Annotated in this window: 15 protein-coding genes; 3 read left to right on the top strand and 12 right to left on the bottom strand. The window is 73.3% G+C overall.

What is annotated here, in order from left to right:
• Nucleotides 1-38: 38 nt before the first annotated feature.
• From O2W53_RS13610 to O2W53_RS13590, 5 genes are all read right to left on the bottom strand, one after another.
• Complete coding sequence (locus O2W53_RS13610; protein ID WP_269163581.1) at nucleotides 39-1,520, bottom strand: serine/threonine-protein kinase; 1,482 nt, start codon at nucleotides 1,518-1,520, stop codon at nucleotides 39-41.
• 17 nt (nucleotides 1,521-1,537) lie between these two features.
• Nucleotides 1,538-2,263 (bottom strand): helix-turn-helix transcriptional regulator, encoded by a 726-nt coding sequence (locus O2W53_RS13605; RefSeq protein ID WP_269163580.1) that lies wholly within the window; start codon nucleotides 2,261-2,263, stop codon nucleotides 1,538-1,540.
• 200 nt (nucleotides 2,264-2,463) lie between these two features.
• Nucleotides 2,464-5,349: a vitamin B12-dependent ribonucleotide reductase gene (locus O2W53_RS13600; protein WP_269163579.1), complete on the bottom strand. Its 2,886-nt coding sequence runs from the start codon at nucleotides 5,347-5,349 to the stop codon at nucleotides 2,464-2,466.
• 130 nt (nucleotides 5,350-5,479) lie between these two features.
• Complete coding sequence (gene nrdR, locus O2W53_RS13595) at nucleotides 5,480-6,091, bottom strand: transcriptional regulator NrdR (protein ID WP_269163578.1); 612 nt, start codon at nucleotides 6,089-6,091, stop codon at nucleotides 5,480-5,482.
• 336 nt (nucleotides 6,092-6,427) lie between these two features.
• Nucleotides 6,428-6,712, bottom strand: coding sequence for a LysM peptidoglycan-binding domain-containing protein (locus O2W53_RS13590; RefSeq protein ID WP_269163577.1), 285 nt, complete (start codon nucleotides 6,710-6,712; stop codon nucleotides 6,428-6,430).
• A 554-nt stretch (nucleotides 6,713-7,266) separates the two neighbouring features.
• Between O2W53_RS13590 and lexA the strand changes: the two genes are divergently transcribed.
• Complete coding sequence (lexA, locus tag O2W53_RS13585) at nucleotides 7,267-8,091, top strand: transcriptional repressor LexA (protein WP_269163576.1); 825 nt, start codon at nucleotides 7,267-7,269, stop codon at nucleotides 8,089-8,091.
• A gap of 21 nt (nucleotides 8,092-8,112) precedes the next feature.
• Here the strand turns inward: lexA and O2W53_RS13580 are convergent, their stop codons facing one another.
• The 4 genes from O2W53_RS13580 to O2W53_RS13565 all read right to left on the bottom strand — a co-directional run bounded on the left by O2W53_RS13580 (nucleotide 8,113) and on the right by O2W53_RS13565 (nucleotide 12,126).
• Nucleotides 8,113-9,183, bottom strand: a complete 1,071-nt coding sequence (locus O2W53_RS13580) for a hypothetical protein (protein ID WP_269163575.1) — start codon at nucleotides 9,181-9,183, stop codon at nucleotides 8,113-8,115.
• Nucleotides 9,155-9,883: a phosphatase PAP2 family protein gene (locus O2W53_RS13575; RefSeq protein ID WP_269163574.1), complete on the bottom strand. Its 729-nt coding sequence runs from the start codon at nucleotides 9,881-9,883 to the stop codon at nucleotides 9,155-9,157. The genes O2W53_RS13580 and O2W53_RS13575 overlap by 29 nt, the downstream gene beginning before the upstream one ends.
• 106 nt (nucleotides 9,884-9,989) lie before the next feature.
• Entirely contained in the window at nucleotides 9,990-11,486 is a 1,497-nt protein-coding gene (gene hflX / locus O2W53_RS13570) for a GTPase HflX (protein WP_269163573.1), read from the bottom strand.
• A 49-nt stretch (nucleotides 11,487-11,535) separates the two neighbouring features.
• Entirely contained in the window at nucleotides 11,536-12,126 is a 591-nt protein-coding gene (locus O2W53_RS13565; protein WP_269163572.1) for an ArsR/SmtB family transcription factor, read from the bottom strand.
• Nucleotides 12,127-12,196: 70 nt separating this feature from the next.
• Between O2W53_RS13565 and O2W53_RS13560 the strand changes: the two genes are divergently transcribed.
• Both O2W53_RS13560 and O2W53_RS13555 read left to right on the top strand, forming a co-directional pair.
• On the top strand, nucleotides 12,197-13,510 hold the full coding sequence (locus O2W53_RS13560) for an MFS transporter (RefSeq protein WP_269163571.1): 1,314 nt from the start codon (nucleotides 12,197-12,199) through the stop codon (nucleotides 13,508-13,510).
• A gap of 72 nt (nucleotides 13,511-13,582) precedes the next feature.
• Nucleotides 13,583-13,783 (top strand): hypothetical protein, encoded by a 201-nt coding sequence (locus O2W53_RS13555; RefSeq protein ID WP_269163570.1) that lies wholly within the window; start codon nucleotides 13,583-13,585, stop codon nucleotides 13,781-13,783.
• 24 nt (nucleotides 13,784-13,807) lie between these two features.
• Here the strand turns inward: O2W53_RS13555 and dapF are convergent, their stop codons facing one another.
• The 3 genes from dapF to O2W53_RS13540 are packed head-to-tail and all read right to left on the bottom strand — an operon-like array spanning nucleotide 13,808 to nucleotide 16,355.
• Complete coding sequence (dapF, locus tag O2W53_RS13550; RefSeq protein ID WP_269163569.1) at nucleotides 13,808-14,695, bottom strand: diaminopimelate epimerase; 888 nt, start codon at nucleotides 14,693-14,695, stop codon at nucleotides 13,808-13,810.
• Entirely contained in the window at nucleotides 14,692-15,666 is a 975-nt protein-coding gene (gene miaA, locus O2W53_RS13545) for a tRNA (adenosine(37)-N6)-dimethylallyltransferase MiaA (RefSeq protein ID WP_269163568.1), read from the bottom strand. The genes dapF and miaA overlap by 4 nt, the downstream gene beginning before the upstream one ends.
• Nucleotides 15,663-16,355: a hypothetical protein gene (locus O2W53_RS13540; RefSeq protein ID WP_269163567.1), complete on the bottom strand. Its 693-nt coding sequence runs from the start codon at nucleotides 16,353-16,355 to the stop codon at nucleotides 15,663-15,665. Before O2W53_RS13540 ends, miaA begins: the two co-directional genes overlap by 4 nt.
• Between the last annotated feature and the right edge of the window lie 26 nt (nucleotides 16,356-16,381).

Genomic DNA, 16,381 nt, shown 5'->3' with positions numbered 1-16,381 from the left:
CGGCAGCAGCGCTGCACCCATCAACAGTGGCCCAGCCATCAGCGACGCCACGTGCCCTCCGGGCGCCGCTCGGGCATCATCATCGGCCGCGACAGCAGCCCCTGCACTGCGTCCCCGAACCATCCGACCCATCGGTCAACGAACTCCTCTGGCTCGCCCGTCACCAGTTCTGTGAACGGCCAGGCGACCTGCGTCTCCGCCATCACGTTGGAGAGTGCCGCCCCAGCGGACTCCCCAGGCTGCAGGGAGAAGGGGTCCAGACCCCGCTGCCGGCGGCTCCGGCCGCCCGGGGTCTCCATGAACGCCGTCTCGAACCATGCGTACTGGCCTGCACGCTGGGCGTCGCAGTAGTACAGCGAGTGGCTACGCCCTTCGTAGCCCGAGCTGCCCCGGGGGATGACGATGCTCACGGTGCACGCGGCCACGACGTCGATCGCCGGCTTGAAGTCGCCCCAGCTCTCGCCGTCGAAGGGCACCGGGCTGGACAAGCCGAACCGCACGTTGTTGAGCTCCACACTCCAGCCCTCGGGACGGCGGGTGACAGTGACGGAGGGAGCCAGGTCGATGACGGTCTCGAGCAACGTCGCCGACGTGCGCTCGTGTGACCGGCTGGCCGCGTCTGCCAGCCCCTCCCGGCGCTCCTGTTCGGTTCGCGCGCGAGAGGCCGCTGCCTCCTCCGTCCGACGTTGCGCCGCCACCTGCTGGTACGCGCCCGCCAGCGCCGCTGCGCCTGGCGTCAGCGTGGTGTCGGCGGCCCTCTGCAACCGAGCCAGCAGGTTCGCCGGCACTGGTCGCGCCTGCGGCGACTTGTACAGACACTCCTCGATGAGAGCGGCCAGTCGCGGTGACGCCGTCGGCAGTGGCGGCGGGGTGCCGTGCAGGTGCTGGTCGCGGAAGTCGGGGCCCGGGAAGGGCAGCTCACCGGCGAGCAGCTCGTAGCCCATGACCCCGAGGGCGTAGACGTCGACCGCAGCGGTCGCCGTCTCAAGACGCCAGCGCTCCGGGGCCGAGTACTCGCGGGACCCTGCGGACTTGTGCGTTTCGGTCGCGGTGACGGCCTCTGCGTAGCGGGAGATGCCGAAGTCCGCGAGGCACCAGCTGCCGTCAACGAAGAGCACGTTCTCCGGCTTGAGGTCCCGGTGGACCACTCGACCATCGAGGTCGGCCAGGGCACTAGCGACGTCGGTCAGCACCGTGAGTGCCTGCTCGAGCGGAAGCGGGCCACCGACGGCCTTCAGTCGGTCCCGCAGTGACTCCTCGGCCAGGGGCATGACGATGACGTAGGAGTCGTCGGTCTCGCCGGAGTCCAGGACCGGGACGACGTTGCGGACTGCCTGACCCGGTAGGGAGAGGTCGACGAAGAGCAGCTCGCGGGAGGCGCCGGGCCTCTTCGGGACCAGCTTGACAGCCGCCAGAGTGCCGTCCTCACCTATGGCCGAGACGACCTGGCCGTACCCACCGGCGCCCAGCGGCTCCCCCAGCGTCCAGCGCTTGTTGAGCTGCACGGACTTGCTCGACACCGTCATCTCCTCGTCGGTCACAGCGGTTGCGCCTCATGGCGATTGGCCTCGCCCTCGTCAGAGGACACGTTGACCCACGCACCGACGGTCTGGGCGACCACGGATGCGAACCGCCATAGCGGGGCGACCCCGGAGGCGTTGCTGCGCACGTACACGGTGCCCTCGTCGTCCACGCGCGGCTCGGTCAGGTTGTGGTGGCGGGCCAGCGCCGCGATGACCGTGCGGCCGGCGAGCACCTCCTCACGGGTGGCGACCCGATCGGTGGCCGCGGGGCGTGCCAGCCGCCGGTCCCGGTCCGGGTCGCTGCCCTTGCCGAAGGCCTGCGCCGGGTCGTCGAGGTCGACGGTCTGCTCCACCCGCAGGTCCAGCACCGAGCACACCTGGAACAGGTTGTGGGCCGCGACCCACTCGCCGCGCTCGATGCGCTGCACGGTGTTCAGCGCGATGCCGGACTCCTCGGCCAGCTGCTGCTGCTCCCACCCGCGGGAGCGGCGGCGCGGCGGCACGCCGCGACAAATCTGCTGCCACCACTGGTAGGCCTCGCGCAGTGATCGCGGCTGCACGTCTGAGTAGTCGCGGTGCGGCCAGCGCGACTCGTCGCTGCCGGCCTCCCGTGGGGCGATCGGCGCGTACGCCTTCCCGGCGACGCGCCCGCCGGTCTGTGGCCGGCGCGGGCCGGCGACCCGGGCGCTGCTGCCGGCCGCGACCGGTCGTGACCGTGGCGGTGACGGGGGCTGGGTCACCGGCCTCTCTTCTCCCACATGGGCATAGGGAGCCGCCCCGGCCCTCTTCAGAGGGCCGGGGCGGCAAGTGGAGCCTTGTATCAAGATCGCGCCGTCAGGCGAGGTTGATACACAACGTCACCGCAAGCCGCGGTGACATTCCGGCGAGCCCGCCGGGACATTCCGCGAGAAGCCGCAGGACATCCCGGCGAGCCTCGCCATCAGCTGCAGCCGCTGGTGGAGCCGCAGCCCTCGCAGACGTAGCAGCTGCCGGCGGGGCGCATCTTCGTGCCGCAGGTCATGCACAGCGGCGCGTCGGTGGCCGTACCGGTGACCAGCTCGAGCAGCTCGGCCGAGGAGTGGGCCTCCTTGATCGAGGTCGGGCCGGCCGGGGTGACCTTCTCCTCCACCTTGGCGGTCTCGATCGGCGCGGAGCCGCGCAGCTGCTCCAGGTCGACGTCGTCCTCCTCGACCGCCGGGGTCGAGGCCGAGGTGCCGTAGGAGCCGGCGACCTGGGCCGATCGCTCCTCGGCGGTGAAGATGCCCAGGTTGGCGCGCTTCTCCACCGGCAGGTGGTCCAGCGCCAGGCGACGGAAGATGTAGTCCATCACCGACTGGGCGATCCGGATGTCCGGGTCGTCGGTCATGCCGGCAGGCTCGAACCGCATGTTGGTGAACTTCTGGATGTAGGTCTCCAGCGGCACCCCGTGCTGCAGGGCCAGGGAGATCCCGATCGAGAAGGCGTCCATCACACCGGCAAGGGTCGAGCCCTGCTTGCCCAGCTTGAGGAAGACCTCGCCCAGGCTGCCGTCCTCGTACATCCCGGCGGTCATGTAGCCCTCGGCACCGGCGACGCTGAACGACGTCGTGACGCTGGTCCGCTTCTTCGGCAGCCGCTTGCGCACCGGGTGCGCCAGCGCGGTGGCCGGGGCGGCCGCCGCGACGGGGGCCTCGTCCTTGGTGCCGTCGTTCTTGCCCTTGCCACCGGACAGCGGCTGGCCGACCTTGCAGTTGTCGCGGTAGATGGCCAGCGCCTTGATGCCCATCTTCCAGCCCTGGAAGTAGATGTCCGCGACCTCCTCGACGGTCGCCGACTCCGGCATGTTCACCGTCTTGCTGATCGCGCCGGAGATGAACGGCTGCACCGCGGCCATCATGCGCACGTGGCCCATCGGGGAGATGGACCGCTCGCCCATCGCGCAGTCGAACACCTCGTAGTGCTCCGGGCGCAGGCTCGGGGCGTCGACGACGTGGCCGTGCTCGGCGATGTACTCGACGATCGCCTCGACCTGCTCGTCCTGGTAGCCCAGGCTCTTCAGCGCCCGCGGGACCGTCTGGTTGACGATCTGCATCGAGCCGCCGCCGACCAGCTTCTTGAACTTGACCAGCGAGAAGTCCGGCTCGATGCCGGTCGTGTCGCAGTCCATCATGAAGCCGATCGTGCCGGTGGGGGCCAGCACGGAGGCCTGCGCGTTGCGCCAGCCGTTCTCGGTGCCGATCGCCAGGCACTCCTGCCACTCAGCGGTCGCGGCCTTGAGCACGTCGGCGTCGTCGGCGCCGACCGGGCGGATCGCGTCGTTGGCGGCAGCGTGCTTGCGCATGACCCGGGCGTGGGCGTCGGCGTTGCGGGCGTAGCCGTCGTAGGCACCGACGACCCCGGCCAGCTCGGCCGAGCGACGGTAGGCGGTGCCGGTCATCAGCGAGGTGATGGCGGCGGCCAGGGACTGCCCGCCGCGGGAGTCGTAGGCGTGGCCGGTGGCCATGAGCATCGCGCCGAGGTTGGCGTACCCGATGCCCAGCTGGCGGTAGGCCCGGGTGGTCTCGCCGATCGGGTCGGTCGGGAAGTCGGCGAAGCAGATCGAGATGTCCATCGCGGTGATGATCAGCTCGACGGCCTTGACGAAGTTCTTGGAGTCGAAGGTGCCGTCGTCCTTGAGGAACTTCATGAGGTTCAGCGACGCCAGGTTGCACGAGCTGTTGTCCAGGCTCATGTACTCCGAGCAGGGGTTCGAGGCGTTGATCCGCCCCGTCTCGGGGTTGGTGTGCCAGTCGTTGATGGTGTCGTCGTACTGGATGCCCGGGTCGGCGCACTCCCAGGCCGCCTTGGTGACCTTGCCGAACAGCTCACGGGCGTCGACGGTCTCGATCACCGAGCCGTCGCCGCGGGCCCGCAGCCCGAAGTCGGTGCCCTCCTCGACCGCGCGCATGAACTCGTCGTTGACCCGGACGGAGTTGTTGGCGTTCTGGTACTGGACGCTGGTGATGTCCTTGCCGCCCAGGTCCATGTCGTACCCGGCGTCCCGCAGCGCGCGGATCTTGTCCTCCTCGCGCGCCTTGGTCTCGATGAACTCCTCGATGTCGGGGTGGTCGATGTCGAGGACGACCATCTTCGCCGCGCGGCGGGTGGCGCCACCGGACTTGATCGTGCCCGCGGAGGCGTCGGCCCCGCGCATGAAGGAGACCGGCCCGGAGGCGGTGCCACCGGAGGAGAGCAGCTCCTTGGAGGAGCGGATGCGGGAGAGGTTCAGCCCGGCACCCGAGCCGCCCTTGAAGATCAGGCCCTCTTCCCGGTACCAGTTCAGGATCGAGTCCATCTGGTCGTCGACGGCCAGGATGAAGCAGGCGCTGACCTGCTGCGGGGAGGCCGTGCCCACGTTGAACCAGACGGGCGAGTTGAAGCTGAACACCTGGTGCAGCAGCATCCAGGTCAGCTCGTGCTCGAAGACCTCGGCGTCGCCCTCGCTGGCGAAGTAGTCGTGCTCACGGCCGGCCGCGCCGTAGGTCAGGACGACCCGGTCGATGAGCTGCCGCAGGCTCGTCTCGCGCTGCGAGCTGCCGACCGCACCCCGGAAGTACTTGGTGGTGACGATGTTGGTGGCGTTGATGCTCCACTCGGCCGGGAACTCGACCCCACGCTGCTCGAAGTTGATCGAGCCGTCCCGCCAGTTGGTCATGACGACGTCGCGGCGCTCCCACACGACCTCGTCGTAGGGGTGCACCCCCGCGGTGGTGAACACGCGCTTGACCTTCAGGCCCTTCCCCCGGCTGGGGGCCTTGGCGGTGCGGCGGTTCCGGCTGGTGGTGAGGCGGTCAGCTGTCTCGGTCATCGTGCGAGGGCTCCCTGGGTCGGACTGGTGCGGTGGTGCGGGCGGAGCGGCTGGGGAAGCCGGCGGGTGCCGGAGCCGGGTCGTGCGGTCTCCTCGTCGAGACCTGTCTAGCGGAGGGGTCGGACAGTTCTCACGGGCCGGCGGCGCTGCCGGTGTCGGCCGGTCGCGGCCGCTCGGGGGCTCGCCGGCGGGTGGTGGTCCCGGTCGCGGGGCTCCCGGTCGCGGGGGTCTCCTGGTCGCCGTCGACCGCGTCGCGCTCGACGGGTGGCGCGTCACCGGCGCGGGCAGTGCTCCGGGCCGGTGCGGCGCGCAGCTCGGCGATCTCCTTCTCGAAGTCGGCGACCGAGGAGAAGCTGCGGTAGACGCTGGCGAAGCGGAGGTAGGCGACCTCGTCGAGATCGCGCAGCGGGCCGAGGATGGCCAGGCCGACCTCGTGGCTGGGGATCTCGGCGCAGCCGGTGGCGCGTACCGCGTCCTCGACCTGCTGGGCCAGCAGGGCCAGTTGGTGCTCGTCGACCGGCCGCCCCTGGCACGCCCGCCGCACCCCGGCGACGACCTTGCCCCGGGCGAAGGGCTCGCTCACGCCGCTGCGCTTGACGACGGCGAGGACCGCCTCCTCCACCGTGGTGAAGCGGCGTCCACAGCCCGGGCAGGAGCGTCGACGGCGGGTGGTCGCCCCCTCGTCGGTCTCCCGCGAGTCGATGACCCGGCTGTCGGGGTTGTGGCAGAAGGGACAACGCATGTCGATCTCCTCCTTCCCGAGGTGTCGCGCAGGGTCTCGCCGCGGCGTCGTGACACCGTGACCGGGCCCCGACCCGATGGCCGTGCTGTGGACTGGGCCGGGGACATCCGGTGGATGCGCCGGGGACAACGTGTGGAACGACTGTGGATGGCTTACAGCTCTGTAACTACTAGATGTTGTGGTGGAACCGTACGACCACCCCTACAGGTGTGCAAGCCCTGGCGAGCGTGTCGTCTTCCGCATCTGACCCGGGCGCCCCTCGGAGCCCCTCCCGCCACAACCACCGGCGCCTCGGTCGGGCCCTTCGCACCGAGGTGGACACCGGTGCGCCGCCGGTCAGGGCAGCTCGAGCACCTGACCGGGGACGAGGTCGACGTCGGAGAGGCCGTTCACGTCCAGGAGCGCGTCGACGACCGCGCGACGGTCCTCCTCCGGCGCGATCTCGCCGGCGATCGACCACAGGGTGTCCCCGGACTGGACGACGACCGTCGTCGAGCCGGCCAGCTCGAGGCCGCCGCCGGGGCCGCCGGACTCGGCGGCGAACGTCGCCGCGGCGACGGACACCCCGAAGGCGATGGACAGCCCGGCGACCACTCGCCGCCCGCGCCGGGTCAGCCGCAACGGCGCCTGTCTACCCGAGGCGGCCCCACCGCCGCCCCCTCCCGTGCGCCTCGCGCAGCCGGCGGCGCCCCCGCCCGCAACGCCGACCCGCCGACCAGGGCGCACGTCGGGATGCCCGGGACCCCACAGGGCCGCCGCAGGGCGAACCGCCCGGGGCAGGGGTGCAGGCCGACCGCGCACCACGGACCCGGGCGAGTGCGCCACCTGGCGCGCCCCCGGGAACGGGAGCACGACCGCCATCGAGGCCGGGGCGGCCACGGGGAGCTCGAGCTGCGAACTGGCCATCGGGGTGCTCCAGAGGTCTCGCGGTACCGGGTGGTCGAACAGGCGTTCGAACGGAACGTCTGGGCGATGTCTACCGCACACCCCCGACAGGAACACGCCGACACGGCGACTTCTTCGAACAGGTGTTTGAACGGAGAGGCCTGAGGCGATACGGTTCCGAGGCGATCGAGGACGGCGTCCGCGGTCCCGGCTCGCCGTGGCGACACGGCCGTCGGTACGGCAGGACGCCACCGGGAACTGCTGCCGAGGCAGCCGGACGAGGAGGACACATGGCGGTCGACGGCCCGAAGGCGCGCGGCGGCAAGAGCCCTTCGCGGCGTGGAGCGTCCAGCCCGGCACCCGCCGACGGCGCAGCGCCCACGGCTGCGGCGGGGGCGGGAGCAGCGGTGCGGGAGTTCCCCGACCGGGCCGCCGACGGCGACGGACTGACCCAGCGGCAGCGCCGGGTGCTCGAGGTCATCCGTGACTCGATCGAGCGCCGCGGCTACCCGCCCTCGGTCCGCGAGATCGGTGAGGCGGTCGGTCTCTCCTCCGCCTCGTCCGTGGCCCACCAGTTGTCGGTGCTGCAGCGCAAGGGCTGGCTGCGCCGTGATCCGAACCGGCCGCGCGCACTCGACGTGCGCCTCCCCGGCGACAGCACCGCGACGACGAACGAGGCCACGGCCGAGGCGCTGGCCGGTTCCGGTGCAGCCAGTGGCGTCGACGACGCCACTGCCCCCCGACCCACGTACGTGCCCCTGGTCGGCCGGATCGCCGCCGGCGGTCCGGTGCTGGCCGAGCAGGCGGTCGAGGACGTCTTCCCCCTCCCCCGCGAGCTGGTCGGCGAGGGCACCCTGTTCATGCTGAAGGTCGCGGGTGACTCGATGGTCGACGCGGCGATCTGCGACGGTGACTGGGTCGTCGTCCGGCAGCAGCCGACCGCGGAGAACGGCGAGATCGTCGCCGCGATGATCGACGGCGAGGCGACGGTGAAGACCTACAAGCGGCGCGACGGGCACGTGTGGCTGATGCCGCACAACGCCGCGTACGAGCCCATCCCGGGTGACGACGCCACGGTCCTCGGCCGGGTCGTCACCGTCCTGCGCCGGGTCTGACCTCGGGCACGGGAGCCGTGCTCAGGCCGGGTTCCGCCGGAGCTTGCCGCCGACCCACACGAGCACGGTGGCCACGGCCGCGGCGATGAGACCGGCGGTCAGCGGCTCGACCCCACCGGCGGTCGCCAGCGACCCGGCGGCGGCCTCGGTTGGCTCCGCCGGGGCCGTCCCCGCCAGGTCACCGGTGGCCGGCACCTGGGTGACCACCGCAGGGAGTCCCTCGCCGGCGACGAGCAGGTCCCGGTCGTTCGCCGCGAAGGCGATGGCCTCGCCCTGGGGGGCCTCCGGCAACGCCACCCGCACCGGGGGCCCGGCCAACGCCCCGGCGACGTCGGAGCCGCTCAACGGCCAGACATAGGCGTCGGTGTAGGTCCGCAAGGCGATCCGCGAGCCGTCCGACGACACGGCGCCACCGGTGACCAGCAGCTGGCCGGCCCGGCCCACCGGGCCGCCCGGTGTGCCGGTCAACGTGAACCCGAGCGCCGCCACCTTGCTCATCGGCACGGTGGCTCCGTCGCCGAGGGGCGCATCCGGGCGGTACACGGAGCTGGCGCCCAACACCTCCTTGGTCACCAGGTACGGGGTGCCGTCGGGCGCGAGCAGGAGGGCCTCCGCGTCGTGCGGACCGTCGGGGTAGGTGAGCCTGGTCAGCACGGTGGTCCCGTCGGGGCGCAGACCGATCAGCGCCACCGTCTCCCGGCTCTGCGCGTTGTCCCCGATGTCGGCGAGCCAGATGGTCCCGTCGGCGGCGAGGGCGAGGTCCTCGGGGTCGTACGGGTCGACCTCCGCCGTGCGCACCTCGCCCACCGCACAGGCTCCGTCGAGCACCAGCACCTCGGCGCGGTCGCCGCCGTCGTTCATCGCGAGCATCGACTCCCCGGCGCCGGCCAGGCCGGAGAGCTCCGGGAGCCGCGGGTCGGTGATCTCGCACCGGGTGGTCGGCTCGCCGTAGGGAGCGGTCCCGTCGTCGGCGGTCGCCGACCCGGCAGGCAGCAGTGCGACCAGCAGGCCGACGGGCGCACAGAGGACGGCGCCGGCCGTCGTCCTGCGGCGGGTGGCGCGGCTACGCCTGGGATCGGCCGACTCTGGCACGAACCCAGCGTGACATCGCGACAGCGTCCAGTGCGTGAACCACGCCCAACAGCAGCAGTCCGACCGCGAGCCCGACCACCGCGTCGGTGACCCAGTGGAAGTCCAGCGCCACCATGGCCACACCCGTCGCCACCGGCCCCAGCACGCTGAGCAGCCAGGTGGCCCGCTGCACGCCCGCGGGCAGGCCGAACTCGACGGCCTGCCATCGGGCCACCCCCCACATGAGGACGGCGTTCGCCACGTGCCCCGAGGGGTAGCTGGCCCCGTCCGTGTGGAAGAACGACCCGGGGAAGGCCGGGGCCGTACGACCGGTGCCCCACTTGAACGCGTAGACCACGGTGGTGAGCAGGGCCAGCGCGACGACCACCCGGACCAGCGGCACCAGCGTCCGCTGCCGCACGGCGAGCCACCCGACCAGCCCGGCCAGCACCACCAGGATCGTCACCCGCCCGCCGATCTGGGTGACGACCCAGATCGGCCAGTAGGCCCACGAGTCCCGCAGCGCCCACACACTGGTCACCTCGGAGACCCGCAGGTCCATCCGTTCCAGCCACCCGCGGCTGAGCAGGTTGACGGTGACCGCGACGGTGACGAGGGCGGCGAGGACGAGCAGCCACCACGGCGGCCGGCCCACCCCGACCACCGGTGCGACCGGTCGATCGGCAGCGGTCGCCGTCCGGTCCACCGCTCCCCTGGTCATCGCGTCACGGTACCGGGGCCGTGACCTGGTCGTGATCCGCCGGGCTGTCCGCTCGCCCCGCTGCCGGAGCCCGGCACGAACGTGCGAGCGGCAGCGGGGCCCTCCGTCAGTCCTCGGTGGCCGGCGCGGTGAAATCGTCGAGCTGGGCGGCCAGGCCGGCGTTGACGCGCGCGGTCAGCCGGGTCCCGGTGGCCTCGTGCGCCTCCTCGACGACCTCGCCGTCCCGGTGCACCCGGGCGACCAGGTCACCCCGGTCGTAGGGCACCAGCACCTCGACGTCGATGTGCGGGTGCGGCAGCCGCTGGGCGATCACGTCGCGCAGCGCCTCGATGCCCTCGCCGGTCCGGGCCGAGACCCACATCGCCCCGGGGAGCGCCTGGCGCAGCGCCAGCATGTCCTCCTCGGTCATCGCGTCGACCTTGTTGACGACGATCAGCTCCGGGACGGCGGACGCGTCGATCTCGTTGAGCACCGTGTGCACGGCGTCGATCTGGCCCAGCGGGTCGGAGTCGGAACCGTCGACGACGTGCACGAGCAGATCGGCGTCGGCCACCTCCTCCAGCGTGGAGCGGAACGCGTCGACCAGCTGGTGCGGCAGGTGGCGCACGAAGCCGACGGTGTCGGTCATCGTGTACTCGCGCCCCTCGGGCGTCTGCGCGCGACGGACCGTCGGGTCCAGGGTGGCGAACAGCGCGTCCTGGACCAGCACGCCGGCCCCGGTGAGCTGGTTGAGCAGGCTGGACTTGCCGGCGTTCGTGTAGCCGGCGATCGCCACGCTCGGCGTCGCGTTGCGGTCGCGGGAGTTGCGCTGCGTCGTCCGGGCGGTCGCCATCCCGGCGATCTCCTTGCGGAGCTTGCTCACCCGGGAGCGGATCCGGCGGCGGTCGGTCTCGATCTTGGTCTCACCCGGACCACGGGTGCCGATGCCGCCACCGCCGGCGACCCGACCACCGGCCTGCCGGCTCAGCGACTCACCCCAGCCACGCAGCCGGGGCAGCATGTACTGCATCTGGGCCAGCTCGACCTGGGCCTTGCCCTCCCGGCTGGTGGCGTGCTGGGCGAAGATGTCCAGGATCAGGGCGGTCCGGTCGACCACCTTGACCTTGAGCACCTTCTCCAGCTGGTTGAGCTGGCCGGGGGCCAGCTCCCCGTCGCAGATCACGGTGTCCGCGCCGGTGGCGGCGACGACCTCGCGCAGCTCGGCGGCCTTGCCCGAGCCGACGTAGGTGGCCGGGTCCGGCTTGTCCCGGCGCTGCATCAGCGCGTCGAGCACCTGGGAACCGGCGGTCTCGGCGAGCGCGGCGAGCTCGGTCAGCGAACGCTGCGCGTCGGCCGCCGTCCCCTCGGTCCAGACGCCGACCAGGACGACCCGCTCCAGGCGGAGCTGGCGGTACTCGACCTCGGTGACGTCGGTGAGCTCGGTGCCGAGCCCCGCGACCCGACGGAGTGCGCCGCGCTCCTCCTTGACGTAGGAGCCGGTGGTGTCGTCGGCGGCGTCCCACTGACCGGCCGGTGCCGGCTTGGTGTCGGGCATGCTGGCGCGCGCCTTGTCGACACGGGCTTCGGCCTCGTCGAGGATCGCGCGGTTCTGGGCTGTCGTCATCGTCTCCAGCGTGGCATGCCCCTGGTCCTGGGGCGACCGACTTGTCACATCACCTGTTGTCATCGCCCGGTACAACACCTCGGACCTCCGGATGCATCCCGAGGTACAGCGACCAGCGCTCCGCCCCGGGGTCCGCCGGCCGGGTGGCGTACTCGTCCAGCAACCGGTGCAGCCGTTCGCGGAACTCGGCCAGGTCCGCCGCACCCAGCCGCAGGCCCAACCGGGTGCTCTCCAGGTGGCTCTCCCCCACCGCGGCGACCTCCTCGAGGAAGGCGGCGAGCGCGGCGTCCCGGGCAGCGCCCGAGGCGCCGGCGCCGTCCATCAGCCAGCTCTTCCCGGTCGCCCGGTAGGGCACCTCCCGGGCGCCCCGGGCGCCCCGCCGCGCGCTCTCGGCGACCAGGAAGCCGGTGTCGACGAGGGTGCGGACGTGGTGCAGCACGGTCGCCGGGTTGCGGCCCAGCCGCGCGGCGAGCTCCTTGTTGGTCAGCGCCTCGTCCAGGCACAGCCGCAGGATCCGCAGCCGGACGGCGGAGGCGAGGGCGCGCGCCTCGGCGTCGGTGGCCGGCCGGCGCTCCCCGACGAACCGCCGCGCCCCCGCACCGGCCACCGCCTCGCCCGCACCGGCCTCCGGCTCGTCCATCCCGGCAGCCTAGGACGTCGACACGGCTCAGTGATTGACTTCCCCCGATCAGTGGCGGGAGGCTGCGCCGGTGACCCGCGACCGGAGCCTGCTGCGGCACCACGACTTCCGTCAGCTGTGGGCCGCTGAGACGGTCAGCCAGGTGGGCACCCAGGTGACCCTGCTGGCCCTGCCGGTGCTGGCGGTCTCGCTGCTGGAGGCGACGCCGCTGGAGATGGGCGTCCTGACGGCACTCGAGACCGCCGCCTTCCTGCTCATCGGGCTCCCGGCCGGTGCCTGGGTCGACCGCTGGCGGCGCCGTCGGGTGCTGGTCACCGCCGACCTGGTGCGCGCGGCGGTGCTGGCGACCCTGCCGATCGCGTACCTCCTCGACGCCCTCACCCTCGGGCAGCTGTTCGTCGTCGCGGCGGCGACCGGCACGGCGACCGTCTTCTTCGACGTCGCCTACCAGAGCTACCTGCCCGCCCTGGTCGACCGCGACCAGCTGGTCGACGGCAACGGCAAGCTGGAGGCCAGCCGGGCCGTCGCCCAGGTGGCCGGGCCGGGCATCACGGGCGTGCTGCTGCGGGTGCTGGGCGCCCCCCTGCTGATCGCCGTCGACGCGGCGTCCTTCCTGCTCTCGGCGTTCTTCATCGGGCGGATCCAGCGCCCGGACACCGTTCCCGACCGGGCCGGGCGGCGGTCGCTGCGCGCCGAGATCGGCGAGGGGCTGTCCTTCGTCGTCCACCAGCCGCTGCTCCGCCGGATCGTCGCCTGCACCGGCACGTCGAACCTGTTCTCCACGATCACCACGACCCTGCTGGTCCTCTACGCGCTGCGCCGGCTCGAGCTGTCCGAGAGCGTGCTGGGCCTGGTCTTCTCCGCCGGCGCGGTGGGCGGACTGGTCGGCGCGGCGACGGCCGCCCGCTTCGCCCGCACCGTCGGCGAGGGCCGGGCGATCCCGCTGGCGGTCATGGTGATGGTGCCGTTCACCGCTCTCACGCCGCTGGCCGCCACCGGCGCCCCGCTGGTCTTCCTGACGCTCGGCCAGTTCGGCTTCAGCTGGGCGGTGGTCGTCTACAACATCACCCAGGTCAGCTTCCGGCAGCGGCTGTGCCCACCGGCGCTGCTGGGCCGGATGAACGCCTCGGTGCGCTTCCTGGTCTACGGCACGATGCCGCTGGGCGGCCTGCTCGGCGGCGTCCTGGGCACCTGGCTCGGCGTGCTGCCGACGCTGTGGATCGCCGCGGCCGGTCAGCTGCTGGCGGCCGGCTGGGTGGTGGCGAGCCCCCTGCTGCGGATGCGCGACCTGCCCGACGGCCTGGACGCCCCGGCCGGCGGAGTGACGACCGTGCCCGAGGCGCGGGCGCCGACCGCCGGCAGCGATCCCGAGCGGTCCGGCTGAGCAGCCGACGGGTTGGCCGGCCGGGTGCCGGGTAGGGCGGCGGGGCACGGTCCACCGCTCGAGAGGACGACGATGACCAGCCCGAACGAGGAGCTCGACGACCCAGGCCGCGACCCCGCCGGCCTCGACCCGCCGCGCAACGTCTTCGGTGGCGCGGACCAGGACACCGGCCGCGGCGCACCACGCGGCACCGGGAACGTGGGGCCCGGCGACAAACCCGAGGCGCCCACCGACGACCCGGAGACGCGGGCCGACGAGCCCGACCGTCCCTGACCTGCGGTCGCGCAGCCGGGACCCTCAGCCGGCGAGCCACTCCCGGCTGAGGGTCCCGGTGGCGACGACGACGGCCGGGCCGGAGAGCACCGTCGTCGTCCCGTCGAACTGCACCGACAACCGGCCGCCCGGCACGTCGACGAGGACCGTCCCGGCGTCGCGTCCGCCGTCCGCCAACGTGGCGTAGGCCGCGGCGCAGGCACCGGTGCCGCACGAGCGGGTCTCCCCCACGCCGCGCTCGTAGACCCGGAGCCGCACGTGCGCGCAGGCGCCCTCGGGCGGGAGCACGTTCACCAGCTCGACGTTGACCCCCTCGGGGAACATCGCGTCGTCGACCCCGGGCAGCACCGACAGGTCCAGAGTGTCGACCTCGACGTCGGTCAGGCAGACCAGGTGCGGGTTGCCCATCGACACCCCGAGCCCCGGGTGGGCGACGCCGGCGACGCGCGCCTCGCTCCGGCCCAGCGGGACCGCCGGGCCCATGTCGACCCAGTAGCCGCCGTCGGGCCGGGCGCCCACCCGGCGGGGCCCGCCCCGGGTGCCGACCAGGACGCCGGCCTCGGCCACTCCCCGTTCCAGCAGCCCCTCGGCCAGCAGCACGTGCAGGAACAGCCGGATTCCGTTGCCGCACATCTCCGCGTACGAGCCGTCGGCGTTGCGGTGGTCCATGAACCACTCGCAGTCGGCCAGTGCCGCACCGAGCACGCCGGGGGCGTCGGGCACGTGCCGGCTCCGGACCACCCGCAGCACGCCGTCCCCGCCCAGGCCCGCGCGGCGGTCGCAGAGCCGGCGCACCAGGTCGGCGTCCAGGCGCGCCTCCGGCCACACGTCCCCGGCGGGGTCGGGCAGGACGACGAAGTCGTTCTCGGTGCCGTGGCCGAGGAGGACCCGCGGGCCGGAGCTGTCGATCACCGGTCGATCGTACGGTCGGCGACCAGGGCGAGGACGACGTCGAGCAGGTCCGGCCGGCCCGCGTCGAACCAGACCGTGCCGGCGTCGCGGCGGAACCAGGACCGCTGCCGGCGGACGAACCGGCGGGTGCTGGAGACCGTCCGCTCGCGCGCCTCCTGCGCGGTGAGCACCCCGTCGAACTGCTGGAGCACCTGCGCGTACCCCAGGGCGCGGGACGCGGTCGGCCCCTCGCGCAACCCGTCGTCGGCGAGCGCAGCGACCTCCGCCATGAAGCCGGCTGCCCACATCGCATCGACCCGGCGGGCCACCCGGTCGTCCAGCTCGTCGGGCGCCCGGTCCAGCCCGACCGTGATCGCCGGGTAGTGCGGTCGCGGGGCGGGCAGCGTCGCGGTGAACGGCTGCCCGGTCAGCTCGATGACCTCCAGCGCCCGGACCACCCGCCGGCCGTTGCTGGGCAGGATCGCGGTCGCGGCGGCCGGGTCCAGCGCCGCCAGCCGGGCGTGCAGCACCGCTGCGCCCTGGGCCTCCAGCTCGCCGGTCAGCCGGGCCCGCACCACCGGGTCGGTGCCGGGGAAGTCCAGCTCGTCCAGCACCGCGCGCACGTACAGCCCGGAGCCCCCGACCAGCAGGGGGACGACGCCCGCTGCGCGGAGCCGGTCGACCTCGGCGCGGGCGCGCTGCCGGTACTCGGCCACCGAGGCCGGCTCCCGCACGTGCCACAGGTCCAGCAGGTGGTGCGGCACGCCGTCGCGTTCGGCCTCGGTCGGCTTGGCGGTGCCGATGTCCATCCCCCGGTAGAGCTGCATGGAGTCGGCGTTGACCACCTCACCCCCGGCGCCGGACCGGGCCAGCCGGTGCGCCAGCGCGACGGCCAGCGCGGTCTTGCCGGTGGCGGTCGGCCCGACGACGGCGATGACCGGCGGCCCGCCGCCGGCGGTGACCGGCGGCCCGCCGCGGCCCGCGGCGCTCACCGGGCCTGCCAGGTGGCGACGGGGTAGCCGACGCCGAACGGGGCGTCGTCGTGGTGCAGCTCGGCGGCGACGACGCGCCCGCTCAGCGCGGCGCCGACCGCCCGCCACACCGGGGTCCCGGCGGCGAGCAGTCGCCGCGCCGCGGCGGGGTCCAGGGCGGCCAGGGCGGTGGTGTCCCCGGTGCGGAGCGCAGCGGTGACCGCGGCGTCGAACGGGCCGGCAGCGGCGTCGAACGCACCGGGTGCCTTCTCGGTGCGCCGGGCCGACCCGTCCCCCATCGCCAGCACCCCCACGGGACCGGGCAGGTCCGCCAGCACGGCGGCGAGGTCGTCCGGCCCCACCCCGAGCCGGCCGCCGGTGTGCCCCGCGCGGTCCAGCAGCCAGGCGGCCACCAGGTGCGGCAGCGGGACGCGGTGCCCGCCGGGCCGCACCCGGCCGGCGAACGGGACCTCCAGGTCGATGCCGAACCCGCGCAGGTCACCGGCGTCACCGGGACCGAACCGGAGGCCGTCGGCACCCTCCCCCACGACCACCACCACCTCCGGCTGGTGCTCCAGGACGGTCTGCACGGCGGTGGAGACGGCGGCGCGCAGCACCGACAGCGCACAGCTCGGGGCACCGGCGACCGCGGGGAGCAACAGGGGCGACTGCGGGCAGAAGGCCACGGTCACCGGAGGAGGAGGTCTCACGCCAGGGAGTGTCGCGGATGCATCGT

Source organism: Modestobacter sp. VKM Ac-2978, from assembly GCF_026968025.1.
In the GTDB taxonomy this organism is placed as follows: domain Bacteria; phylum Actinomycetota; class Actinomycetes; order Mycobacteriales; family Geodermatophilaceae; genus Modestobacter.
This window is presented reverse-complemented; position numbering and strand designations above follow the sequence as displayed.